This window comes from Frisingicoccus sp. (assembly GCA_016298055.1).
Classification (GTDB): Bacteria; Bacillota; Clostridia; order Lachnospirales; family Lachnospiraceae; genus Frisingicoccus.
The window spans coordinates 1-23,595 of sequence record JAEDDO010000016.1; the positions used below are offsets into that span (position 1 = coordinate 1).

General features: G+C 39.9%; 23 protein-coding genes. 21 read left to right on the plus strand and 2 right to left on the minus strand.

What is annotated here, in order from left to right; translation table 11 throughout:
- Positions 1 to 197 precede the first annotated feature (197 nt).
- The 6 genes from QZZ35_RS02735 to QZZ35_RS02760 all read left to right on the plus strand — a co-directional run bounded on the left by QZZ35_RS02735 (position 198) and on the right by QZZ35_RS02760 (position 5,731).
- Positions 198 to 1,763 carry a recombinase family protein gene (locus tag QZZ35_RS02735; RefSeq protein WP_291236055.1) on the plus strand — a complete coding sequence of 522 codons (1,566 nt, stop codon included), beginning with the start codon at positions 198 to 200 and terminating at the stop codon, positions 1,761 to 1,763.
- Positions 1,764 to 2,180, plus strand: a complete 417-nt coding sequence (locus tag QZZ35_RS02740; protein WP_291236056.1) for a hypothetical protein — start codon at positions 1,764 to 1,766, stop codon at positions 2,178 to 2,180. It begins immediately after the preceding gene.
- The gene (locus QZZ35_RS02745) at positions 2,180 to 3,748 is read left to right on the plus strand and encodes a recombinase family protein (RefSeq protein ID WP_291236057.1); all 1,569 of its coding nucleotides are present in this window, start codon (positions 2,180 to 2,182) and stop codon (positions 3,746 to 3,748) included. The genes QZZ35_RS02740 and QZZ35_RS02745 overlap by 1 nt, the downstream gene beginning before the upstream one ends.
- A 184-nt stretch (positions 3,749 to 3,932) precedes the next feature.
- Complete coding sequence (locus QZZ35_RS02750) at positions 3,933 to 4,349, plus strand: hypothetical protein (protein WP_291236058.1); 417 nt, start codon at positions 3,933 to 3,935, stop codon at positions 4,347 to 4,349.
- A 4-nt stretch (positions 4,350 to 4,353) separates the two neighbouring features.
- Complete coding sequence (locus QZZ35_RS02755; protein ID WP_291236059.1) at positions 4,354 to 5,199, plus strand: AAA family ATPase; 846 nt, start codon at positions 4,354 to 4,356, stop codon at positions 5,197 to 5,199.
- Positions 5,186 to 5,731, plus strand: a complete 546-nt coding sequence (locus QZZ35_RS02760; RefSeq protein ID WP_291236060.1) for a hypothetical protein — start codon at positions 5,186 to 5,188, stop codon at positions 5,729 to 5,731. The genes QZZ35_RS02755 and QZZ35_RS02760 overlap by 14 nt, the downstream gene beginning before the upstream one ends.
- 269 nt (positions 5,732 to 6,000) lie before the next feature.
- Here the strand turns inward: QZZ35_RS02760 and QZZ35_RS02765 are convergent, their stop codons facing one another.
- Together QZZ35_RS02765 and QZZ35_RS02770 are read right to left on the minus strand one after the other, a co-directional pair.
- Positions 6,001 to 6,948: a DUF1848 domain-containing protein gene (locus QZZ35_RS02765; RefSeq protein WP_291236061.1), complete on the minus strand. Its 948-nt coding sequence runs from the start codon at positions 6,946 to 6,948 to the stop codon at positions 6,001 to 6,003.
- Positions 6,945 to 7,859, minus strand: a complete 915-nt coding sequence (locus QZZ35_RS02770) for a hypothetical protein (RefSeq protein WP_291236062.1) — start codon at positions 7,857 to 7,859, stop codon at positions 6,945 to 6,947. Before QZZ35_RS02770 ends, QZZ35_RS02765 begins: the two co-directional genes overlap by 4 nt.
- 525 nt (positions 7,860 to 8,384) lie before the next feature.
- Between QZZ35_RS02770 and QZZ35_RS02775 the strand changes: the two genes are divergently transcribed.
- The 15 genes from QZZ35_RS02775 (at position 8,385) to QZZ35_RS02845 (ending at position 23,509) form a co-directional block, all read left to right on the plus strand.
- Positions 8,385 to 8,765: a hypothetical protein gene (locus QZZ35_RS02775; protein ID WP_291236063.1), complete on the plus strand. Its 381-nt coding sequence runs from the start codon at positions 8,385 to 8,387 to the stop codon at positions 8,763 to 8,765.
- A 544-nt stretch (positions 8,766 to 9,309) separates the two neighbouring features.
- Entirely contained in the window at positions 9,310 to 9,873 is a 564-nt protein-coding gene (locus tag QZZ35_RS02780) for an NAD-dependent epimerase/dehydratase family protein (protein ID WP_291236064.1), read from the plus strand.
- A gap of 40 nt (positions 9,874 to 9,913) precedes the next feature.
- Complete coding sequence (locus tag QZZ35_RS02785; protein ID WP_291236065.1) at positions 9,914 to 11,071, plus strand: glycosyltransferase family 4 protein; 1,158 nt, start codon at positions 9,914 to 9,916, stop codon at positions 11,069 to 11,071.
- The gene (locus QZZ35_RS02790) at positions 11,053 to 12,144 is read left to right on the plus strand and encodes an EpsG family protein (protein ID WP_291236066.1); all 1,092 of its coding nucleotides are present in this window, start codon (positions 11,053 to 11,055) and stop codon (positions 12,142 to 12,144) included. The genes QZZ35_RS02785 and QZZ35_RS02790 overlap by 19 nt, the downstream gene beginning before the upstream one ends.
- Positions 12,145 to 12,147: 3 nt before the next feature.
- The gene (locus tag QZZ35_RS02795) at positions 12,148 to 13,203 is read left to right on the plus strand and encodes a glycosyltransferase family 2 protein (protein ID WP_291236067.1); all 1,056 of its coding nucleotides are present in this window, start codon (positions 12,148 to 12,150) and stop codon (positions 13,201 to 13,203) included.
- A 1-nt stretch (position 13,204) separates the two neighbouring features.
- On the plus strand, positions 13,205 to 14,035 hold the full coding sequence (locus tag QZZ35_RS02800; RefSeq protein WP_291236068.1) for a glycosyltransferase: 831 nt from the start codon (positions 13,205 to 13,207) through the stop codon (positions 14,033 to 14,035).
- Positions 14,036 to 14,037: 2 nt separating this feature from the next.
- Entirely contained in the window at positions 14,038 to 15,153 is a 1,116-nt protein-coding gene (locus tag QZZ35_RS02805) for a glycosyltransferase (RefSeq protein ID WP_291236069.1), read from the plus strand.
- A gap of 14 nt (positions 15,154 to 15,167) precedes the next feature.
- Entirely contained in the window at positions 15,168 to 16,997 is a 1,830-nt protein-coding gene (locus QZZ35_RS02810) for an HAD-IIIC family phosphatase (RefSeq protein ID WP_291236070.1), read from the plus strand.
- 4 nt (positions 16,998 to 17,001) lie between these two features.
- Positions 17,002 to 17,886: a glucosamine inositolphosphorylceramide transferase family protein gene (locus tag QZZ35_RS02815; protein WP_291236071.1), complete on the plus strand. Its 885-nt coding sequence runs from the start codon at positions 17,002 to 17,004 to the stop codon at positions 17,884 to 17,886.
- Positions 17,887 to 17,908: 22 nt separating this feature from the next.
- A complete protein-coding gene (locus QZZ35_RS02820; RefSeq protein WP_291236072.1) occupies positions 17,909 to 18,898 on the plus strand; it encodes a glycosyltransferase family 2 protein in 990 nt (329 codons plus the stop codon).
- Between the two features lie 5 nt (positions 18,899 to 18,903).
- A complete protein-coding gene (locus QZZ35_RS02825) occupies positions 18,904 to 19,791 on the plus strand; it encodes a glycosyltransferase family A protein (RefSeq protein WP_291236073.1) in 888 nt (295 codons plus the stop codon).
- Complete coding sequence (locus QZZ35_RS02830; protein WP_291236074.1) at positions 19,788 to 20,786, plus strand: DUF6625 family protein; 999 nt, start codon at positions 19,788 to 19,790, stop codon at positions 20,784 to 20,786. Before QZZ35_RS02825 ends, QZZ35_RS02830 begins: the two co-directional genes overlap by 4 nt.
- Positions 20,787 to 20,806: 20 nt before the next feature.
- A complete protein-coding gene (locus tag QZZ35_RS02835) occupies positions 20,807 to 21,961 on the plus strand; it encodes a glycosyltransferase (protein WP_291236075.1) in 1,155 nt (384 codons plus the stop codon).
- A 39-nt stretch (positions 21,962 to 22,000) separates the two neighbouring features.
- Positions 22,001 to 23,230 (plus strand): nucleotide sugar dehydrogenase, encoded by a 1,230-nt coding sequence (locus QZZ35_RS02840; RefSeq protein ID WP_291236077.1) that lies wholly within the window; start codon positions 22,001 to 22,003, stop codon positions 23,228 to 23,230.
- Positions 23,231 to 23,248: 18 nt separating this feature from the next.
- On the plus strand, positions 23,249 to 23,509 hold the full coding sequence (locus QZZ35_RS02845; RefSeq protein WP_291236076.1) for a hypothetical protein: 261 nt from the start codon (positions 23,249 to 23,251) through the stop codon (positions 23,507 to 23,509).
- The last annotated feature ends 86 nt before the right edge of the window (positions 23,510 to 23,595 follow it).

The window sequence follows — 23,595 nt, forward strand, 5'->3', positions numbered from 1 at the left end:
ATCAGATTCATTAAAATCTGTACGAAAAAGTGTCTTAATTTATGAGACCATTATATTTCCTTGTCAGAATTCAACAATTTAACGCGTATAAATCGTGAAACTTTCTCGCCATTTTGGGTGGAGATTATGCCTGAAATTCGTTGATAATACACGATTTTAGAGCTAAAATGTGACACTGATCAAGGAGGTGAACGACCATGAAAAGGATTAGCAAAATCGAAGGTGTGCAGGGAGCGCGGCCACCAAAGCATAAGCTCCGTGTGGCCGCTTATTGCCGCGTTTCCACTGACAGCGATGCGCAGCTGGAAAGTCTGGAAGCACAGAAAAACCACTATGAAAATTATATCACTGTTCGTGATGACTGGGAATTTGCTGGGCTTTATTACGACGAGGGCATCACCGGAACCAAGAAGGAGAAGCGTCCTGAGCTGATGCGTCTGATTGCGGACTGTGAGGCGAAAAAAATAGATTTCGTTATCACCAAGTCCATCAGCCGGTTTTCCCGAAACACAACGGACTGCTTGGAACTGGTGCGAAAGCTGCAAACTCTCAACATCCCCATCTTTTTCGAGAAGGAAAACCTTAACACCGGATCGATGGAAAGCGAGCTGTTTCTTGCGATCCTCAGCAGTATGGCGGAATCCGAATCGGTATCCATTTCCGAGAACAGCAAATGGTCTGTGGAGCGCCGTTTCCAGAATGGCACATTTAAGCTCAGCTACCCGCCCTATGGCTATGACTGGGATGGAACGAATCTGGTTATCAATGCGGAGCAGGCTGAGATTGTAAAGCGTATCTTTGCGGAAACACTCTCCGGCAAGGGCGCTGATGTGATCGCTGCCGGATTGAACGCGGATGGTATCTCGGCAAAGAAGGGGAGTCACTGGACGTCAACTACCATTCTGGGAATGCTGGCCAATGAGAAATATACCGGTGATGCGATCTTCCAGAAAACCTACACAGATTCCGGATTTAATCGCCATCGGAACGTGGGACAGAAGGATCAGTATATGGTAGCAAATCATCATGAAGCCATCATCAGCAAAGAGGACTTTGAAGCGACTGCTGCCATTATAGCCCAGCGCAGAGCTGAAAAGGGTGTAGTCAAAGGTTCCCGAAAATACCAGAATCGATACGCTTTTTCCGGCAAAATCTTCTGCGGCGAATGCGGTGGCAGTTTTAAGCGCAGAGTTCACAGCAGTATCGGTGGAAAATATGTAGCATGGTGCTGCGCAACCCACATCCAAGACAAGGATAAATGCTCCATGCTTTTCATCCGGGATGATGACCTGAAGCTGGCCTTTGTTACCATGCTCAACAAACTTATCTACAGCCACAAGCTGGTCTTGAGACCGTACCTGAAGGCCATTCAGGAGAATTCCAGTGACGAAAACCTGCACCGTATTCAGCATCTGGAGCACCTGTTGGAGCAGAACACCGAGCAGCGTGAAACCCTGACCAAGCTCATGGCGCAAGGGTATATTGACCAGATTCTCTACAACAGAGAAAACAATGCACTCCTGTCACAGGCTGACGGTTTCCGGGCAGATATCGAGGCATTGAGAACGAACATGACCGGAGACATGTCACGGGTTAGGGAAGCAGAGCGCCTGCTGCACTTTACAGAAAAGGAACATATGCTGACAGCCTTTGACGATATTTTGTTTGCAAGATTTGTTGACCACATTGATGTGTACTCCCGACAGAAAATCGGTTTTGTCATGAAATGCGGTCTTACTTTTCGAGAAAGGATTGGTGATTAAATGGCATATACACCATTTGGATACCGGATTCAGGGAGGTAAAGCTATAATCGATAAGGCAGCAGCTGAGCAAGTTCGACAGCTCTACCAGAACTACCTGAGCGGAATGTCCATGGTGGCAGCCGCCAAAGAAGCCGGCATCGATACTTATCATGGAACTGTCAAGCGCATGATGGAAAATCGTCATTATATGGGCGATGATTTTTACCCGGCAATTATCGATGTGGACACCTTCACAGAAGCGATGCTTGAGCGCCAGCGCAGAGCAAAAAAGCTGGGCCGCACGAATCGCATAAAGCCGCCGGTCAAGAAAACCTCACCGACAACCTTCACACTTGGGACAATCAAGGAATTTTACGATGATCCAGCAAAACAGGCTGAGTACCTGTACAGCTTGATAGAAAGCGAGGCAACATAATGGGAAATGTAATGGTTATTCCGGCAAAACGACAGGTCGGAAACACCGCCCGACAGCAGGATATAAAGCCAAAGCTCCGAGTCGCAGCATACTGCCGTGTCAGTACCGACAGCGATGAGCAGGCGACAAGCTATGAGGCACAGGTAGAACACTACACAGATTACATTCAGAAAAATCCGGAGTGGGAATTTGCCGGAATATTTGCGGACGACGGAATCTCCGGTACTAATACCAAAAAGCGCGAGGAGTTCAACCGCATGATAGGGGAGTGTATGGCAGGAAACATCGACATGATTATTACCAAGTCCATCAGCCGATTTGCCCGCAATACACTGGACTGCCTGAAATACATCCGCCAGCTCAAAGAGAAGAATATTCCGGTCTATTTTGAGAAGGAGTCCATCAACACGATGGATGCCAAAGGCGAAGTTCTGATTACAATTATGGCATCGCTGGCCCAACAGGAAAGCCAGTCTCTGAGCCAGAATGTGAAGCTGGGCTTGCAGTTCCGCTACCAAAATGGACAGGTGCAGGTCAATCACAATCGGTTTCTCGGCTACACAAAGGATGCGGAAGGCCATCTGATCATTGATCCTGCCCAGGCTGAAGTGGTGAAACGCATTTACCGGGAATACCTTGAAGGCTTCAGCATGGATAAGATCGCCGCCGGACTGGAGCGTGATGGCATTCTGACTGGTGCTGGCAAAACCAAATGGCACACCAGCACCATCAACAAGATCCTCCGCAATGAGAAATACATTGGCGACGCTCTCCTGCAGAAAACCTACACCACCGATTTTCTGAACAAGACCAGGGTGAAGAACAACGGCATTGTCCCGCAGTATTATGTGGAGAACGACCATGAGGCCATTATTCCGCGAGATATTTTTATGCGGGTGCAGGAAGAACTGGTGCGCAGGCGAGTTGTTAAGGTGAGCGCCAACGGCAAAAAACGCACCTACAGCTGTAACCACTGCTTTTCACAGATTGTCATCTGTGGAGAATGCGGTGAAATGTTCCGCAGAATCCACTGGAACAATCGCGGCTTCAAATCCATCGTATGGCGTTGCATCAGCAGGCTGGAAGCAACCGGCTTGGAATGCCATGCCCGGACGGTCAAGGAGCAGGAACTGGAACGGGTGGTAGTTGCTGCACTGAACGAATTGCTGGGTGACCGGGAAGGGTATCAGGCACAGCTGCAGCAGAACGTCGCAGCCGTCATTCGTGCCTCGGCTACCGCATCAGCGGATACCATTGATGAGAAGCTGCTGGAACTTCAGCAGGAGCTTCTCAAGAAGGCCAACAGCAAGGAAGCCTACGATGAGATTGCCGACGAAATCTTCCGGCTGCGGGAGCTGAAGCAGCAGACCGACGTCGATACCGTTGCTCGCGATGAGCAGCTGAAGCGCATCAACGACCTGCAGGATTTCATCCGCAGCCAGCCCGCAGACCTGGCGGAATTCGACGAATCCCTAGTAAGGCGCTGGGTGCAGAAAATTACCGTCTGGTCCGATAAGTACTCGGTCGAATTGAAGTCCGGAATCCGTGTGGATATTGATGTAAAATAACAAAGCCCTTTATTTAGCGACATTTGGTGCACCATTTTGGCATGATCTCGTGTAGACGCTGTTTAATAAAGTCTCTCTTGTTTTCGACTTTTTTCTCGGATAATACTGTTCGTCTCCCCAAATATGTGCTATACTTATAAATATAATCAAAGGCATAATCGGCATCATCTAAGGAGACGATAATATGGCAATTAGTGAACAATGGTTACCCATTATTTCCGAAGGAATTTCTTGGGTCAAGGAGAAGCTTGGTCCGTCTAAGAAAGAACTGAAAATTCAGGTCTCCGATCTTGAAAAACAGGTGCAGACTCTTGCATCTGGGAATACTGTGCTCGTCAATAATCTTGGATTGATTATACAAGCAATTTTAAAACAGTTGAGAACAGATGGCAACTATACCATAAATGCTGATACAATTATTTTTATTGGCGAAAACACAGGATCTGTTGATGTTACAAAGCCTATAATATCCAGCAGTTCTATTTGTGGTGATGTTGTTTCAAAAAAGCAGGTGGAAGAATTTGATGTTTCTAAGATTTTTGATGGACTTGATGAAGAAATCGCGCACTCAAGAGCAACAAAGCCAAGCGATAGGAGATAAAGGTATGGTAATTCCTGAACGCTTTATTACAATGGTAGATGCACATATGTTGGGGAATATGCTTGATATTCCGCATTATCCTTTAATTTTAGCCATAGTTGGTCGACCTGGCATGGGAAAAACATATCAGCTAAGAAATTACTTAGATGCGGTAGAGATTTCTATTTTTTCAATTAGTGCCGCCGATCTCGAAAGTGATCGCGCTGGAGAGCCTGCTAAACTACTTCAGCAAAAGTACATTGAGGCATCTGCCTCAATGTCTAAGGGCGTACCTGCTGTACTACTAATTGATGATATTGATACAACTTTGGGTGAGTGGGAAAACCATACAGGAACAGTCAATCATCAAGATATATTGGCTTTCCTTATGCATATTGCTGATAATCCGCATTTTATTGAAAATGTTGGTTCGGTGAACAGAGTTCCAATATTTTTTACTGGAAATAATTTTGATCGCCTATATAAGCCTCTTATAAGAGAGGGCCGTGCAAATCGATTTGATTGGGAACCTACTCGAGAAGAAAAAATATCCATAGTGACATCTATTTTTTCTTTAGAAAGCTGTGAAGTTGCAGAAATGTTCGTAGATTCATATCCATCAGAAAAAATTTCATTTTTTTCCAATTTGATGGTGAGCAAAAAAATAGAGCAGTTATCTGCGCTTGCCAATAATGTGATTTTTAAGCATCTTCTTACAAATGACGATTATCGCAAAGAATTGTATTCTCAGTATTGTAAGATGACGAAAAATATTCCATGGGAGCTTGTGGTTAGAGAGAATCTAGGCAAAAATGCAGAAGAAGATTTTACTGCGCAACCGTCTGTAGACTTGGAGGGTGATTCTGATTAATACATATACAAATCCATACACCTACACTCGGACGAGAATAGGTGTAATTGATGATCATTTTGAGCTGTTTTTGACTTGCGCAAACATGCCAAAACGCGATATAAAAAAGCTTCTTAAAGCAGTAGACAATAAAGAACTGAGCGCTGTTGGTATTTATATTGAAGATGATGATTATCGCATTGCTGAGGTTGAATTTGAGATTGATTGGGACGAACATCAACATATGATTGGTGCATGTGGAACTCACTTCAATACTGATTTGCCTGGCTGGGATAACGGCGTTTCTCCAGAAGCACACATTGCAGCACAACGTTTAGTCGAGGCAGCAAAGCAAATGGGTAAACCTGTCCATTCATGGATTAGAGTGTCTCCATCTGTCCGCAATAACCCTGCAAGGCACAAAACTGTATGCGATAATCTTGGCTATTCATATGGTAGCACAGTATCCCCTTGGAAAGATAAACCTATCACACAGAGTCGTAATGTAAATTACCTACCAGAGGCAAAAGTCACTCAGCGCACTATTCGTTAGATTTTTTTATGACGGGCCTGCGGTTCCAGAGACGAACAAATTAAGCGCATCACAGCGCTTCAGGATTTTATCCGTAGCCAGCCTGCCGAACTGACGGGATTTGATGAAACGTTTGTAAAGCGCTGGGTGCGAAAAATTACCGTCTGGCCCGACAAGTACACGGTCGAATTGAAGTCCGGAATCAGTGTGGATATTGAAGTGGAATAACTGAATAGAGATGACAACGCCCTCCTGCCCACCATTTGATTGATGGTCAGGAGGGCTATTGCTTATTCCATTGAATCGAACAATGTAAGCTGGCATTCCTTGAGTGATACCATCTTACGTTCCTTTATTACATCGTCAGGGCCAACCTCTCCGAAAAGAAGAGGGGATAAAGGATTATGCACCTGAGTATTTCGCATGACTGTATTATGGCTATAATTGGCATAACAATAAAGGCAACCATTTTTGCATGTGTTATATGTTCCAATATCAATGCTAGCAATACAACCACATTCTGGCCGCTGATTCTGGTCTTTTCCTACAGCTAGTTTGCATTTTCCTATCCGTTCAAAACGTTCTCTATCAATGCAGTGAGCATGTGTTATTCCAAATCTATCAAGTTCGATTGCTTCAGAACAGGTGTCTATATAGAAACCATACTCTTTTGCGATTTCAGAAAACCTTTGCATCAGTTCTATTTGCTGCTCTTTTGCCTCTGGATGGATTTTAAGCGGCTGAGTATTTCTTGCCGTATTGCGATAGAGGTCGAGAAAACTCACGGTGCATTTTTCCGTATATTCTCCTAATTTGGCTGCCAGAACCTTGAAATATTTGCAGTGGTATTCCACTGTATATCTATCATTGAAGAAGATTGGGTCATATCGCCAGACGACCTTTTCTCTTCCTATTGATTTAGATAATTGTTGGAATGCAGGAATTATTATATTGTTTTTGGATGGAATATTCGACTCCACATCCTTATCATAAGCTGTTAATGTGAACTGAAAGTAATAATTATATCTTTCAAGTTCCGACAAACGGTTCAGCATAGGCACTGGATTTTTTGTCCAAAAAACAATTCCATCAACAACATCGGGTGACAGATTTATCCTGCCTATTTGATGGATATTCATCGGGTTCCTGACCAATACATATTCTTCTTTAAGCCTGTTAAAAAGCCAGTCAGAATAATATGTTGGAATGTCCGTTCTTCGACTGGCACTTATTATCATTCTTTTACCACCTTCTTTATTATCATTTGCGCGCTTGCGCAGGTATCAAATGGAGAATAGCTTCTCCAAGGAGACAAATCAAATCGATTAGCGTTTTCTGGAAATTCTTTTCCATAGGGATATCCGCTGGCATAATACCCTTTTCCATGATCATTATGAAAATGCCCTTTATTATAAATAACATTTTCTAATTTATTAAGCAGTAAATCAAAATACTCTCTTCCACCACCATAATCACGCCCCAAGTTGACATCATTGAGAACAATGTACGTATTGGGAGCAACTTTCGAATTGAAATACTCGGCAAATGTATTTATGAAATCGTATATATCTGCACGAGAAGAATGTTTCTGCATATCAGAAAATACATACTGAAATACAATGAGATTTGGTGTCCAAGTTCCTTCTGCAATTTCATGAATCAACTCGCACGCATCTTTATAAAAGAATTTGAAGCGACTCTTTAGGGTTTGCATGGATTTTATATCTCCATGAACCCAATGCCAAACATCCTCACTATAATCAACGCCTCGATATTCTATTCTATCATAAATAAGAGTTTTGTTCTCTCGCAAAGCGTCAATTGCAAACAAGTCTGTACACGGGCCACAGCCAAATGAGAGAACCTTAAAATCACTCAAATCGTGTAAGCTTATACATCTTTCAAGAGCGTACATTATTTCAGATGTGTAACGGCAAGAGTATTTACAGGTGTAGACATCAGCCATGTGAGTACAATCATATTTTCGTTCTGGAGCTCCATCCGGTGCATGGCTTGGGTCATGAATATAGTCTAGGCATTTTTCGCAATCACGTGGGCAACAACCTCCATACGAACAATCTACACACTGTTCACAATCCGGCCTCTCGTAACGAGCATCGCACTTTGAAAGAATCGTTTCAAGCATCATATTATTATCCCCTTATCTTTGGAAATTGGTAGTTGAAGTCTATCTATAACTGGCAATATCCTTTCCGCACACTCAGTTTTCCAAATAGTCGGGTGTGCTGAACTGCTGTTAAGCCGTCACATCCAATTCACTAACTCAGTTTTTCTGCCAGTTTTCCGCTTGGGCAGATATATTCTCTCACACACTTTCGGGCAGGTAAGTTGGTGATTTGGATGTCAGCAAATATAGCCAAAAATGCAGGAAATAACAGGTTTTCACACTTTATTCCTCTACTCTTGACATCAATACAACCGTCTCAACATGCCCATACATATAATGGCTATACTGAATTGCGCAACACAGGGGGAAACTGTAGCACCTCAAAATCGTGGACAGATGGGCTATTGTATGAAAAAACAGGGACGATTTTTGTGAGTAAATTATATAGCACTTTCATATAAAAATCCAGAACAAATTAACTTGACATCGATCTTGACCAGAGTTTATATAGGGGTGTCAAAATAACCCGAAATGAGGTCGATGTGTATGGAAATGAAACAGATGTCAAGGGAAATGGTCTGCCGCCAGTGCGGAAAAACTTTGATACAGAACAAGACAGGACGAAGACGATACTTTTGCTGTGATCCATGCCGGAGGGCATGGTGGCGGGAGCATCCCGAAGAGTTACACCATTCACCGGAAGCAACCTACATAATCACCTGTAAGCAATGTGGAAAACAGTTTACTTCGTATGGAAACAAAAATCGGAAATATTGCAGCCATAAGTGCTACATTTATCACCGATTTTATCTGGAGCCGGAGGTAACAGAAGATGTTAAAAACGCGCTTGAGAATAAAAAGCTGTCTGAATTACCGGAGGAACTGAAGGAACAGATGATGAGAATACTCGAAGACAGCGGACAATAGTTGGTAATCTTATTTTTGTAAAATGTTTTTCAGAAATAATGTCGAAACATTCGGGTATTTGCATAAAATTTGTTAAAAAGAGTATAAATTGCAGAAATATATTGAAGAAATTGACATTATTGCTAGAAAAGGTTTGGCAAAGAGGATATTAAGTGCTATAATCAATAGAAGAACTGACAGAGTTAAAGGTAAAATGTGATGATAATTCACATTAGTATATAAATTTCGGCAGTTTGCTATTGCAAACTGCTATATATCCATCTTAATCACAGGACGTAATCCGAGAGCATTGAGTGATATCTATTACGTTTGTATTGTCTTATTTGTGACAGAGAAGAGTATGTCGTACATTGGCCATTGTTTTGATTGACAATGATAATGTACAGTTTATTGTTACAAATTTTGATGATTTGAATTAGGTGAAGACATGGAACAGAAAATTCTTTTGTGATTTTATAAGTGGTGTTATATCACTCTGTGTTGGACAGTTTACGGATGGTATGGATACGTTTTGTAGGAAATGTCTGGATATAAGGAGAATTATATGAGCAAAAAAATTGTTATAATTGGTTATGGAAGTTATCTTGGAAGCCAGATTGCCTCTTGGTTAAAATCAAAGCCAAATTATAGTGTTGAAGAATTTGATCTTCTTGGGATTAATCCGGAGATCATTGATTTTACAGGCGTGGATGTTGTTATTCAGGCGGCTGGAATTGAACCAGGCAAAGAAAGATGTAATCCTAATACATATCGTGAAGTAAATTGCGATCTAGCTTATTATACTGCCGGTGTTGCAAGACAGTATGGTGTTAAACAGTTTTTTTATTTAAGCACAGATTCGTTAGGAAAAATAAATAATTCTGATGAAATCCATGATTTGCAACTCTCTGACTATGCGAAGTCAAAACTTGCTGGTGAGAGAAAAATACAGGAATGGGAGTCTGATGAATTTAGAATTGTGATTCTTCGGTTACCGAAGATTGTTCATACAAAACTGAGTAGCCTTTTGGGAAAAAATTCAGTCAAAGAGAATGTTCGAAAAATGTGCGAAATAGTACAAAAAGCTATTGATGATGAAGTGAGTGGGACATTCTTTATGCAGAGTTGATGCGGTCAACAGATATCCATATTGAGTTTGGAGAAAACGTATGAAAAAGGTTTTATTTGTTGCAACGGTAGTGCGCTTACATATCAATATGTTCCACAAACCGTTTATTAAATGGTTTCATGATCAGGGCTGGCAGGTAGATGTGGCAGCTAATAATGATTATAAAGATAAAAGCGAATGCATAATCCCATATTGTGATAATTTTTATTGTTTACCTTTTGAGCGTGCTCCGCTGAAAAAAGGAAATTTGGATGCTTACAAACAGTTAAAACAGTTAATAGACTGTGAACATTATGACATCATTCATTGCCACACTCCAATGGGGGGAGTGATAACGAGACTCGCTGCTGGATCGGCCAGAAAGCATGGGACTAAGGTAATATATACTGCACATGGATTTCACTTTTATAAGGGAGCTCCATTTGTTAACTGGGCAGTTTACTATCCAATTGAACGAATCCTTTCTCGGCGAACAGATCTGCTAATTACAATGAATCAAGAAGATTACATGTATGCGAAATCTTTTCACGCCAAGCGTGTAGCACTTATAAATGGAGTTGGTTTAGATTTGGGGAAATTTAAAGAAGTAACCAATGAAGAGAAACAAGCTGTTCGTAAGTGGCTAGGGTTAAAAGAAAATGATTTTTTTGCGATCTCTGTAGCACAGCTGATCAAACGTAAAAACCATATCGTATTGATTGAAGCTGTTGCAAGATTAAATAATCCTAAATTCCATCTGTTTATTTGCGGAGACGGAGTACAGGAAGACGAACTAAAAGCAAAAGTAAAATCATTAAACTTAGAAAAACAAATACATTTTCTCGGATTCAGAAAAGATATTTATCAACTTTGTAGTGCAGCAGATTTGTTTTTGTTTGCCTCACTTCAAGAAGGATTACCAGTAGCAATTATGGAAGCAATGGCATGCGGTCTACCTATTATTGCATCAAAAATTCGGGGGAATATTGATTTGATTGATGAGACTAAGGGGGGATATTTGGTAGATCCTTCTGATGTTCAGGGATTTGCTGACACTATCGAATTAGTCATTCACAATCAAGGTGGCCTTGAAAATATGAAGAAACATAATCTTGCTAAGATTCAGGCATACAGCACGAAAGCGGTTCTTGATCAAATGGAAAAGCTTTATCAGAGTGTTGTGATCAGGGAGAAAAAATCATGTATCAATGGTATTTGATTTTGTGGGTTTTTGTTGTTGGATTGCTAACAACTTCAGCTAGAATGCTTAAACCTGTAAAAATTAATGGTGTAACAGAATATAGATATACATGGATTCCTGTGCTGGCGATTGCATTACCAATGATTTATCTTGCAGGTACCAGAGAGAATATGGGGTTTTCAGATACATCTGTATACAAATCGGCATTTCAAAACTTGCCATCATCTTTATCGGGTGTAAGTGATTATCTGACAGATGAAGCTAAGGATAAAGGGTTCACTTATTTTTCGGTATTCCTTAAATCTATTATTGGCAATGAAGTAACTATATATTTTACTATTATTGCGGCAATCTGTATTTTATGTGTTGTTTTTGTTTATAAAAAATATTCCTGTAATTTTATGATGTCTATGTTTCTATTCATAGCTTCAGCCGATTATATACAGTGGACGTATAATGGAATACGACAGTTTTTGGCAGTTGCAATTCTGTTTGCATGTGCAGGATTAATCATGCACAAAAAATATATCCCAGTAATTGTACTGATACTTCTTCTTTCGACGATTCATGCATCTGCTCTTCTGATGCTGCCAGTTATCTTTATTGTTCAGGGAAAAGCGTTAAACAGGAAAACGATTCTGATGTTGATAGGTGTTTTGCTTACTGTTACGTTTATCGATCAGTTTACGGATGTATTGACAGATATAATGGAAAACACACAGTACAAGGGAGAAGTGGATCAGTATCTTTCTACGGCAGGAACAAGTATTTTACGAGTAATAGTATATTCCATTCCTGCATTTCTGGCTTTAATATTCCGACGGAGAATAGATGCAGCAAATGATTCGATAATTAATTTGTCTGTGAATATGTCTGTAGCGTGTTTTTCAGCCTATTTTCTGTCAGCTTTTTCCAGTGGTTTGTTTATAGGCAGAATTCCGATTTACTTTTCTCTGTATAACTATATTTTGTTACCTTGGATTATAGAAAAAGTATTCACTAAGAAGTCTTCGAAAATAATATATGGACTGATGATCATTTTATATCTGATTTACTATTATTATCAGGTCGTTTTAACATGGGGGATTTGATATATGGAATTGGCTAAAATATCTGTGATTATTCCTGTATATAATAGCGAAAAGTTTCTTACCAAATGTCTTGAAAGTGTTTTAAAGCAAACTTATCAAAATATAGAAATAATCTGCGTTGATGATGGTTCTTCTGATAAATCTCTCTCTATTGTGATGGAATTACAAAAAAAAGATAGCCGAATCATATGTTTTCAAAAGAAAAATGAAGGTGTATCTTATGCCAGAAATTTTGCGTTGAAGAATATAACAGGTGATTACGTTCTATTTGTCGATAGTGATGACTGGATTGAGCCCAAAACTTGTGAGGTTGCGTTACAAACTTTAAAACAGAAACAAGTTGATGTAGTAATGTGGTCATATATCAGAGAGAGTAAAAAGGGGTCAAAAAAGAAGCATATTTTTGATTCGGATGTTTTATTCGATTCAGAGCAGGTTTATGATTTGTTATATCGAAGAATGGTTGGAGTATCAGGGCATGATCTTTCGAAACCGGAAAATGCAGATGCTTTGTGTACTGTATGGGGTAAACTATACCGACGTGATTTAATTGAAGAACATCACATTCATTTTTATGATATTCGGAAGACAGGAACTTATGAGGATGGGCTTTTTAACCTTGAATATTTCTCTTATGTGAAAAGTGCATTTTTTATGAATGAATATCTTTATCATTATAGACGAGACAATCAGGAATCTGTTACTGCTGTATATAATAAAAATCTTTGGAAGCAATATCAGTACTTATATTCTATATTAAAAACACATATTGTGGAGAAACAGTTAGATTCAACATTTACAGTTGCCTTGAATAATAGAATTGCGCTTAACTTAGTTCAATTGGGAATTAACATAATGGCCAAAGATGCCGGAGCTACAAAGAAAATTAGAATAATACAAAATATACTGACAGATAGCACCTATCATGCGGCAGTGAAACAATTATGCACAAAAGAAATGCCGATGCATTGGAAAGTATTTTTTATGTTGGCAAAGAGGAAATCTGCAATTGGTGTGTATAGCATGCTTGCCATAATTCAGGTAATTCGAGGAAGATAAGATGTTTGAAAATCAAAAAAAAATATCTGTTATAATGGGTGTATATAATTGTGCCGACACACTTCCAGAGGCTATAGATTCTATTTTAACTCAAACCTACGCAAATTGGACGTTGATTATCTGCGATGATGGATCATCGGATGATACTTATATTGTGGCTAAGCATTATGAAGAATTATATCCAGAGCATTTCATTGTAATTCGGAATGAACATAACCTTGGTCTAAACTGTACGTTAAATAAGTGTTTGCGATTGGCGGATGGAGATTATGTTGCTCGTATGGACGGAGATGATATATCTATTCCTGAACGCTTTGAAAAAGAAGTTGATGTATTAAGCCAGCATCCTGAATATGCTATCGTAAGTTCACATATGGTAACTTTTGATGAAAACGGAGAGTGGGGGTGCATTAAAACACTCGAAACTCCTCAGGTTTATGATTTTCCAAAGCATGTACCGATGTTTTGTCATGCTCCTTGTATGATTCGCAGAGAGGCATTTCTGGATGTTCAAGGATATACAGAAGATAAGCGTCTGCTTCGTGTTGAGGACTATAATCTTTGGTATAAATTCTATGCAAAGGGTTACAGAGGTTATAACATTCAGGAATCCTTATATAAAATGAGGGATGATCGAAATGCACTTCACAGGCGTACCCCCCAGGCGAGATTGAATGGTATCTATGCGACTTTCCTTGGATTTCGGATGGTTCATCTACCAATGTGGATGTATATATATGCTATTAAGAATGCTGTTGTTGAACTGCTAAAATTGATCCTTCCGGACAGTATTTATGATTATTTCCATAAGAGAAGATTAGGAAGAAAATAAATATGAAGAGTATATTATTTATGATTCCAAATCTTGGCCACGGCGGAGCTGAAAAGGTTCTGGTCAATCTGGTCAACCATATGGATCATTCAAAATTTAATATTACTGTTATGACGCTTTACGATGAAGGCGTGAACAAGCAGTTTTTGGCGGATGGCATTACATATAAAAGTTGTCTAAACCGTTCATTTCCAGGCATTGCTCATATGTTAAAATTACTTACGCCGAAGCAGCTTTACCGGTGCTTTGTGAAAGAGCATTATGACGTTGCAATCTCCTATCTGGAGGGTCAAACTGCCAGAATTATCAGCGGATGTGATGATCCGAATACAAAAAAACTGTGCTGGATTCATCGAACGTATTGCTCAAAGAAGGATGCAGCCAGATTATTTCGCTCGGAACGAGAAGCGCAGCAGTGTTATGATTCCTTTGATAAAATCGTGTCTGTATCAGCAGATGTGCAGACTGCGTTTATGAATCTGTTCTTGCTGAATGATAAAGGCGTTGTGCTTTACAACACAAACCAGAGTGACTATATTTTGCAGGCTGCGGAAAAGCCTGTACCGGACAATTTGTTCAAAAAAGATGAGATAAAGCTCTGTGCTATGGGTAGCCTGATTCCAGTGAAGGGATTTGACCGTCTGATCTCTATTCATCGACGATTAAGAGCGGATGGCTATCCGGTTCATACTTATATTTTGGGTGAAGGTAGTGAAAAAGAAAAGCTGGTATCTCAGATTGCTGAATCAAAAGTAAATGACAGTGTTACACTGCTTGGCTATCAGGCAAATCCCTACTGCTATATGACGCACTGCGATTTATTTGTGTGCAGTTCTTTTTCTGAGGGCTTCTCGACGGCAACTACAGAAGCGCTGATTCTTGGAGTTCCGGTGATTACTACACAGGTTTCCGGTATGCGTGAACTTCTCGGTCAGAATTGTGAATATGGTGTTATTACGGAAAACGACGAAGTGGCGTTGTATCAAGGCCTAAGAACACTTATACAGTCTCCTGAAAAACTGAAATGCTACCGTGAAAAAGCTGTAGAACGTGGAAAAATATTTTGTACAGAAAATACAGTTTGTGCGGTGGAAGAGTTATTGTTTTCTTTGCCATGATATAAGGAGTAAGTATGTATCAATTTGACAAAATCAAGTTAGTCATTTGGGATTTAGATGATACTTTTTGGGTAGGAACCTTTTCAGAGGGAGAGATAATAATCCCTGATATATGCAGAAAACTGATAGAGAGACTAACTGACATTGGTGTAGTTAATTCTATTTGTAGTAAAAATGATTGGGAACCGATAAAAGAGCGATTGAAAGAAGAAAAGTTATTGGATTATTTTGTTTTTTCCTCTGTCAATTGGGAAGCAAAGGGGAATAGAGTCAAGCAGTTAATAAAAGATATGCAGTTGCGCTCTGCTAATGTTCTGTTTTTGGACGATAATCCATCAAATCGTGAAGAAGTGCGATATTTCTGTCCAGATATTATGACAGAAGGCCCGGAAATAATTCCTCATTTGCTCGAGGATACAATGTTGGTTTCGAAGCTGGATTTAGAACATAAGCGGCTTGCTCAATATAGAATTTTAGAGGAGAAAAGACAGGAAAAAGCTCAATATAGTTCAAATGAAGCTTTTTTGATGAAGAGCAATATCTGTGTAAAAATCGAGCATAATTGTCAGGAGCAGATTGAAAGAATCCATGATTTGATTCTTAGATCCAATCAGTTGAACTTTACAAAGGTCAGAAGCTCCATGCAGGAACTTGAGGGCTTATTAAATGATCCTATGGTGGAGACCGGGTATGTTTCGGTTACTGATCGGTTTGGAGATTATGGTATTGTTGGTTTTTACGCTCTAAAGGATGGTGCATTAGCCCATTTTGTGTTTTCGTGCAGAACGCTTGGAATGGGAATAGAACAATATACTTATCATTATCTAAATCGTCCCAAATTGAACATTATAGGGGAAGTCATCAGTGATTTGTCGTCTGAGCAGCCGCCCAAATGGATTAACCAGAATGTTGAAGCAGTACACGCTGAAAAAATGAAGATCAGAAGTCTGCACGAACATATGGTTCTGGTAAAAGGACCTTGCGATCTGTTTCAGATTTACCCTTATATTGCACAGACAGAACTTTTTGATACAGAATTTACATACACAACGGATACTGGATTGGTTGTTGAATCTGCTGGTCATACGACAAATATTGTGGAAGCATATCGACTTTCTGAAGTACAGAAGAAATGTATAACAGATGAACTTCCTTTTGTTGATATTGGAATGTACAGTGATAAAATTTTCAAAAATCCATATAAGGTTGTATTTATCAGTATTTTGACAGATGCGAATTTAGGTGTATATCAGCGCAAACAAACTGGTGAGCGTTTTGCATTTATGGAATATCTCTATCCATTGACAGATCCAAATAATTGGGATGCTTTTATTGCGGGAAAATACAATTGCTGTGGTTTTCACTTCACAAGAGAAATCTTGGAACAGTTTTCACAGCAGTATGAGTATATTGGAAGAAATTCTCCAGAGCGCATTGTTGAAAACCTCAAATTTATTAAAGGACGCTTAAAGGATGACTGCATTTTGGTAGTTATGCTTGGTGGAGAACTTTATTACGAAAAGAATGCATTTGAAGCCTATAAAGATAGACATATTGTTCATAAGCGCATAAATGATGCAATCAGAGAATGGGCAGCATCAACAGATGGCATTCAGCTTATGGACGTTAACAGATATTTAACAGGCCAAAGCTGTTTTTATGACCATTTTAATCATTATGTGAAGCCTGTTTATTATAAACTTGCGGAAGATATGGTGCGTATTGTCAATGAATGCACAGGAAGTTCAATTAAAGAAACATCGAAAATCAAGATGATTCAAATTCGGATAAAGGAGTTTCTAGCGCCGATTTACTATAAATTACGCGGACTGGCAAGGAAGTAACTATATGAGAAATTATTTTTCGCATATCTTAGAGGGTGGCTGGAATGTGGCCGTCCGGAATCTTGGAACAGGAAGCATTCTAAAGGATAGAACAACGCCTTTTCAGATCATCCCTAACACATGGCGTACATGGGCAGCAGATCCATTTCTTTTTGAACACAATGGCACAGTGTATATTTTTGCAGAGCTGTTTGATTATATTGAACGAAAGGGCGGACTTGGTTACACTTCTCTTCGTGACGGAAAGTGGACAAGTTGGAAGGTCATAATTCGTGAGTCATTTCATATGTCCTATCCCAACCTATTCAAAATGGGCAATGAAATTTATATGATTCCGGAAAGTAGCGGAGGGCATAGTCTCAGGCTGTATCATGCTATCACGTTTCCTGATGAATGGAAGCTGGAAAAAATCATTGCACAGAATGTTGACTGGGTTGATACGACCTTTTTCAGGTGGGATGGTGTTCTGTCTGCTGTAACAACAGATGTTTCAGAGGAGGAGAATCATATTGATTACCTGCTCAAGTTTAACGATCAGTGTGACTTGATTTCTCAGGTCGAAATTAAGGAGCGCCATACAGAATACTCCAGATCTGGTGGGAATTTCTTTCTTGTGGATGGACATGAAATTCGAGTATCCCAAGATTGCTCTAAACATTATGGTGGTGCAATGATTTTTAGTGAGTTCATTCCAGAGCGGCTATGTGAAAACGGTATAGAGCCGGAGCTTCTACACCTGCATCCGAACGACATTGTTGTCACACAGAATCATGCGTGGACAGGACTCCACACCTATAACAGTATAGAGCACTATGAAGTTATAGACATTGAGCGAAAGCATTTTAATCCTTTTGGAATCGCAAGCAGATTTCTGTCTAAACTTCGATAACTGCTTCTGGAAAGGCAAAAGTATGGAAAAGAAAAAGATTAGCATTATCGTGCCGGCATACAATATAGAGGATTACTTGGGAAGGTGTCTTGATAGCCTTTTAGCTCAGAGCTATCAGAATCTGGAAATCATCGTTGTAGATGATGGTTCCGCAGATCGGACCGCAGAGATTCTTGATGCCTATGCTATAAAAGACAGTCGGATTATCGCTGTTCATCAGCAGAATCAGGGGGTATCTGCTGCCAGAAATCATGGCTTAGATCTTGCGACGGGAGATTATATCGGTTTTACTGATGGAGACGATTTAGTTGAACCCGATATGTTTGCGTTCTTAGCAAATCTGCTGGACAAAAAAAAAGTAGATATAGCCCATTGCGGGTACCAGATGGTGTTTCCAAATCGCATAGATTATTATTATAATACAGGTATAGAACGCCTGATGAATAACGACGAGGGCGTGTATGAACTGCTTACCGGTACGATGATTGAGCCTGGACTGTGGAACAAGCTGTATCGGGCAGAACTTTTTCAGACAGTTCGTTTGCCTGTGGGCGTGCAGGAAACGGAAGATTTACTCTGTAATTTTGAGCTGTTTATGCTGGCAAAAAATTCTTACTTTGCGGATGTGCCCAAATATCATTATATGTTGCGAGAAGGTTCTGCAACCACTTCAGTGATGTCTGAAAAGAAGTATCGTGACCGTTTTTATGTAGCTTCAACGATATTGGAACGGTGTAAAGGAAATGATGCATTGTATGGTGCTGCCTATGAAAAATATATCCGTATAATCATTCAAAATGCAACTCAGCAGAACTGGTCAAAGCTGCGGCAGGAATTCAGACAGCGGCTCAAATCTGAAGCCGGAAGCGTATTAAGAGAAAAAAACATTAGTAGAAAACTGAAAGGCATGGTTTTGGGGGTAGCATATATGCCGGGGCTGTATCGTTTGGTGCGAGGAATTTATGAAAAGAAAACAGGAATTAACCATAAATATGACCTGCAAGGGAAATGAAGTAAATGAGGATTACAGTATTTACCCCGACGTATAATCGGGCACATATTATTGAAAAATTATACCGCTCTTTGCAAGCGCAGACCTTTCATGATTTTGAATGGCTAGTGATTGATGATGGTTCTTCTGACCATACGGATCAGCTTTTTCTGAAATGGATGAAAGAGGACAATCCTTTTAAAATCCGTTATGTGTATGCGGAAAATAAGGGAAAAATGAAAGAACTTAATTATGCAATGGATTTGGCTGTAGGTGAATTATTTTTCACAGTGGATTCAGATGACGCATTGACAAGTGATGCTCTCGAAAAAATAGATATATGGGAGCGGACAATACCTCAGGATGGGGGGTTCTGCGGATTGGCTGGAAGCATGGGTTATAATTCCGTTGAATTGAGCAATCCAAGGCTTCCGGGAGAATATTATGATGCTTCTTTGTTCCAGCGTTATCAAGATAATGGAAAAGAGTATATCGGAGCAGATCGTGCTTGGGTGTTTTATACAAATGTGTATCGAACCTATAAATTTCCAGAATTTGAAGGCGAAAAATTTATTGCTGAAGCAGTCGTCTGGAACCGAATGGCACATGATGGACTGAAAATTCGCTGTTTTAATGATGTTATTTATGTCTTTGAACACCAGGAAGGCGGATTAACTGATGTTATGTCACAGACACTGATTCGTAGTCCAAGAGGATATGGTTTGTGGCAAGCTGAAATGATGCGCTTTATGAATTATAGTTTGAAACGCAGATTAAAACAATATTATATATTCTATTGTGATCTGATGGAAAAGCATAGTACAAGGGAAATTGCGTCCTATATTCAATGCCCAATCTGTGTGATGATGGCGTTGGAGACAGTTTATAGACTGAAACACAGGAGAAGAATATGACAAAAATTGGTATTGTAATTCCGTATTACGGAAAATTCCCAAACTATTTTGATCTGTTTTTAAAATCATGCGAAAAAAATCCCACCATTGATTGGCTGATTTTTTCAGATATTGCAGAGGAGCATCCTTACCCGGATAATGTTCATCGTATTCAGATGACATTTGAAGAGTTGAAAAAACTGTTTCAAAGTAAGTTTGACTTTGAAATTGCGCTAGATAGCCCTTACAAGTTATGCGACTACAAGGTTATGACGGGGTATCTGTTCAGCGATTATCTGACAGGGTATGATTATTGGGGATATAGTGATATTGACATGCTGTTTGGTGATATTCGTAAATTCCTGCCAGATGAAATTATAACTCAGTATGATAAGGTTGGACATCTTGGACACCTGACACTGTATCATAATACCAAAGAGATCAATACCCTGTTTATGAAGACAATTTATGGCAGAGAGCGGTATAAGGAAGTTCTGTCTTCAAATGACCATTTTTCTTTCACGGAGTGGTTTCAGATTAATATCAATGATATTTTTGTTAATGAGGGTAAAACTATCTGGTTCTGTAATGACTTTTTTGATGTGGAAGCCTATGAAGAAAATTTCCGTCGAGTTACACTGCAAGTAGAGTATGACCATTTGGCTGACCGGAAATGGGTGATAGAGAAGCAGGCAACTTTCGCCAGTTGGGAAGATGGTCGTGTGTATCAATGGCGCAGAGAACACGGCGAATGGGTAAAAAAAGAATATATGTATGTGCATTTTCAGAAGCGAAATATGGAAGTCTGCATCGCCCCGGAGACAACAGACCGCTTCCTTTGTGTGCCAAACCAGTTTGTTCCTTATGCGGATGAAATCCCAACTGAATATGTACGCCGTTCAAAAAAGATGGGGCTGTTGAATAAAAAGCATTGGAATCAGTGGATGAAAACGACTAAATACACCATTATTGAGAAAACAGGGCCAATTCGTCATATGTTTAGACGGAAAAAGTAAGTTTTAGGGAACGCGTTATTATGAAGAAAAAAATTCTCTTTTGCTGTTACGGCTTTGGAATTGGCGGAATTGAAAAATGTATGATCAATCTGCTGAACGTAATTGATACAACAAAATATGAAATTGATGTTCTTCCCATGAACCCAGAATACGCTCTGCTTTCAGCACTTCACGCAGATGTCCAAATGCTGGAACCATTTGATTATGTCATGAATACAACCGATACTGTAAATGCTTTTCGGGAGAAAAAAACAGGATTGTTTGCTTACTTAAAGTATGTAGTGTTTCGCATAGTAAATAAATGGGGACACAAGCCGTGGAGATTTTTTAAAGCACCTGAAAAGCACTATGATATAGCAATCGCTTATGCACATACCGGTTATGTTCCTTACTATGTAATCGACTGTGTAGATGCAGATCGTAAGTATATGTGGCATCATGAGGGTAGATATGTAAAGGATGAACATTATCCTCTGGATCAGGAATATTATCCGAAGTTGGACGCTATTATTGCTGTGTCAGAGGATGACCGGAACATTTTAATTGATGCGTTTCCAGACCTAGAAAATAAAATCAAAGTTCTTTATAACATAGTTGATAAAGAGGAAATCCGGACAAAAGCAAAGATTCCTGTGAAAACGGAACATGAAGATGCAGTATTGAAGATCACAACGGTTGGCCGTCTGTCTCACCAGAAGGGACCGGATATTTTGCTGGATGTAGCTGAAAAGCTGCGGGACAGTAGTGTTGCATTCCAGTGGTACTGGGTTGGCAGTGGTGATCTGGATGAGTTCCTGCGCAATGGCGCAAAAGAACGAGGGTTGGAAAATCAAATCATCCTAATGGGAAACCAGAATAATCCGTATCCATATATGGCATTATGTGATATATATGTCCAGCCATCCTATTATGAAGCATTTTGCACAACTACGATTGAAGCCCAGGTTCTGGAGAAGCCGATTGTTGTCACCGATGTCTGTGGTATGCGGGAACAGTTTACTCCTGGGAGTGATTGCATCATGACAAACGTGGATGCTGAGGACATTTTCCAAGCAGTTTTTGAACTTGCTTCAGATGGGGAGAAACGTCAGCAACTAAGCGCTAATCTGCATCGTAAAATGCAACTGGACGATGGGATTTTGCAGACATATTATGATCTTTTTGATCAAGAATGATGTATTTTAGAATATACCTAAATACAGGAGTTTAAAATGATGAAAATTGCAATTGCCGGAACAGGATACGTTGGTCTGTCCAATGCAGTGCTTTTATCTCAGAAATATGAAGTGAAAGCAGTCGATGTGGTGCAGGCGAAGGTAGATATGATTAATCAGCGCAAATCGCCGATTGCAGACAAAGAGATAGAAGAATATTTGGCAGACAAAAAGCTAAATCTTGTGGCAACCACAGGCGCGCAGGAAGCCTATAAAGATGCTGACTTTGTTATTATTGCTACACCAACGAATTACGACCCGGTTAAGAATTTTTTTGACACGTCCTCAGTTGAGTCGGTAATCGAAATTGTCCGCTCATTTAATCGTGATGCCGTTATCGTGGTCAAGTCAACAGTTCCGGTTGGCTATACAGAGCAGATTCGAATCCGATACGACACAAACAAAATCATTTTCAGTCCAGAGTTTTTGCGCGAGGGGAAAGCACTGTATGATAATCTTTACCCTAGCAGAATCATTGTAGGAATACCCGAACATGATGATGAGATGAAAAAAGCGGCTGAACTTTTTACGCAGTTATTGCAAAATTGTGCGTTGAAAGAAAATATTCCGACCCTTATCATGCATTCTACGGAAGCTGAGGCAGTGAAGCTCTTTGCCAATACCTATTTGGCTCTGCGTGTCAGCTACTTTAATGAACTGGACACCTATGCAGAGAGTCGTGGTTTAAATACCAGACAGATTATTGAAGGTGTAGGTCTTGACCCCAGAATTGGCACGCATTATAATAATCCTTCCTTTGGTTATGGGGGGTACTGCTTGCCAAAAGATACCAAGCAACTTCTTGCCAATTATAAGGATGTGCCGGAAAATTTGATTAAGGCTATTGTTGATTCTAATAGTACCAGAAAGGATTTTATTGCTGAACGTATTTTGGAAAAAGCTGGATATTATTCTGGCAGCGCAGGTCGTGATGGGACACCGGGCAGGCAGGTTGTGATTGGCATTTATCGTCTGACAATGAAATCCAACTCTGATAATTTCCGGCAGAGTAGTATTCAAGGCGTGATGAAGCGTTTGAAGGCAAAGGGTGTAGAGGTTATTATCTATGAGCCGACGTTGCAGGAGGAACGTTTCTTTGGCAGTCAGGTGATAAAGGACTTTGAAGAATTTAAACGTTGTTCAGATGTAATTGTAGCTAATCGCTATGATGATGCGCTGCAGGATGTCAAAGAAAAGGTTTATACAAGAGATATTTTTTCACGAGATTGAAAGTATCAGGGTTGACTAATGGCAAAACCGAATGAAAGAGCATCAAATATTGAATTATTGAGAATTATTTCAATGCTGGGAATTATTACACTTCACTATTTCAATGAGGATATGGGTGGCGTGTCAGCATTTGCTGTTTTTCCAGAGCTTTTGTGGATTGTTTCAAAGGTATTGCAGAGTCTAGCAGTACCTTTGGTAAATTGCTTTGTTCTGATTACCGGATATTTTATGATTGAGAGGAGAGAACTATCCTTTCGGAAACCTGTGGATTTGTTCTGATAACGTATAATTAGTTTCGCAAATTCCTTCGGGATATGATTCCGATCCTAAAATGAAATAGACATAGCTCTGACAATGAAGTAGAA

Bases quoted from the DNA above. Each gene is read 5' to 3' on its own strand.
- QZZ35_RS02735 (WP_291236055.1), top strand. From the start codon at position 198: ATGAAAAGGATTAGCAAAATCGAAGGTGTGCAGGGAGCGCGGCCACCA.
- QZZ35_RS02740 (WP_291236056.1), top strand. From the start codon at position 1,764: ATGGCATATACACCATTTGGATACCGGATTCAGGGAGGTAAAGCTATA.
- QZZ35_RS02745 (WP_291236057.1), top strand. From the start codon at position 2,180: ATGGGAAATGTAATGGTTATTCCGGCAAAACGACAGGTCGGAAACACC.
- QZZ35_RS02750 (WP_291236058.1), top strand. From the start codon at position 3,933: ATGGCAATTAGTGAACAATGGTTACCCATTATTTCCGAAGGAATTTCT.
- QZZ35_RS02755 (WP_291236059.1), top strand. From the start codon at position 4,354: ATGGTAATTCCTGAACGCTTTATTACAATGGTAGATGCACATATGTTG.
- QZZ35_RS02765 (WP_291236061.1), bottom strand. From the start codon at position 6,948: ATGATAATAAGTGCCAGTCGAAGAACGGACATTCCAACATATTATTCT.
- QZZ35_RS02770 (WP_291236062.1), bottom strand. From the start codon at position 7,859: ATGATGCTTGAAACGATTCTTTCAAAGTGCGATGCTCGTTACGAGAGG.
- QZZ35_RS02775 (WP_291236063.1), top strand. From the start codon at position 8,385: ATGGAAATGAAACAGATGTCAAGGGAAATGGTCTGCCGCCAGTGCGGA.
- QZZ35_RS02780 (WP_291236064.1), top strand. From the start codon at position 9,310: ATGAGCAAAAAAATTGTTATAATTGGTTATGGAAGTTATCTTGGAAGC.
- QZZ35_RS02785 (WP_291236065.1), top strand. From the start codon at position 9,914: ATGAAAAAGGTTTTATTTGTTGCAACGGTAGTGCGCTTACATATCAAT.
- QZZ35_RS02790 (WP_291236066.1), top strand. From the start codon at position 11,053: ATGTATCAATGGTATTTGATTTTGTGGGTTTTTGTTGTTGGATTGCTA.
- QZZ35_RS02795 (WP_291236067.1), top strand. From the start codon at position 12,148: ATGGAATTGGCTAAAATATCTGTGATTATTCCTGTATATAATAGCGAA.
- QZZ35_RS02800 (WP_291236068.1), top strand. From the start codon at position 13,205: ATGTTTGAAAATCAAAAAAAAATATCTGTTATAATGGGTGTATATAAT.
- QZZ35_RS02805 (WP_291236069.1), top strand. From the start codon at position 14,038: ATGAAGAGTATATTATTTATGATTCCAAATCTTGGCCACGGCGGAGCT.
- QZZ35_RS02810 (WP_291236070.1), top strand. From the start codon at position 15,168: ATGTATCAATTTGACAAAATCAAGTTAGTCATTTGGGATTTAGATGAT.
- QZZ35_RS02815 (WP_291236071.1), top strand. From the start codon at position 17,002: ATGAGAAATTATTTTTCGCATATCTTAGAGGGTGGCTGGAATGTGGCC.
- QZZ35_RS02820 (WP_291236072.1), top strand. From the start codon at position 17,909: ATGGAAAAGAAAAAGATTAGCATTATCGTGCCGGCATACAATATAGAG.
- QZZ35_RS02825 (WP_291236073.1), top strand. From the start codon at position 18,904: ATGAGGATTACAGTATTTACCCCGACGTATAATCGGGCACATATTATT.
- QZZ35_RS02830 (WP_291236074.1), top strand. From the start codon at position 19,788: ATGACAAAAATTGGTATTGTAATTCCGTATTACGGAAAATTCCCAAAC.
- QZZ35_RS02835 (WP_291236075.1), top strand. From the start codon at position 20,807: ATGAAGAAAAAAATTCTCTTTTGCTGTTACGGCTTTGGAATTGGCGGA.
- QZZ35_RS02840 (WP_291236077.1), top strand. From the start codon at position 22,001: ATGAAAATTGCAATTGCCGGAACAGGATACGTTGGTCTGTCCAATGCA.
- QZZ35_RS02845 (WP_291236076.1), top strand. From the start codon at position 23,249: ATGGCAAAACCGAATGAAAGAGCATCAAATATTGAATTATTGAGAATT.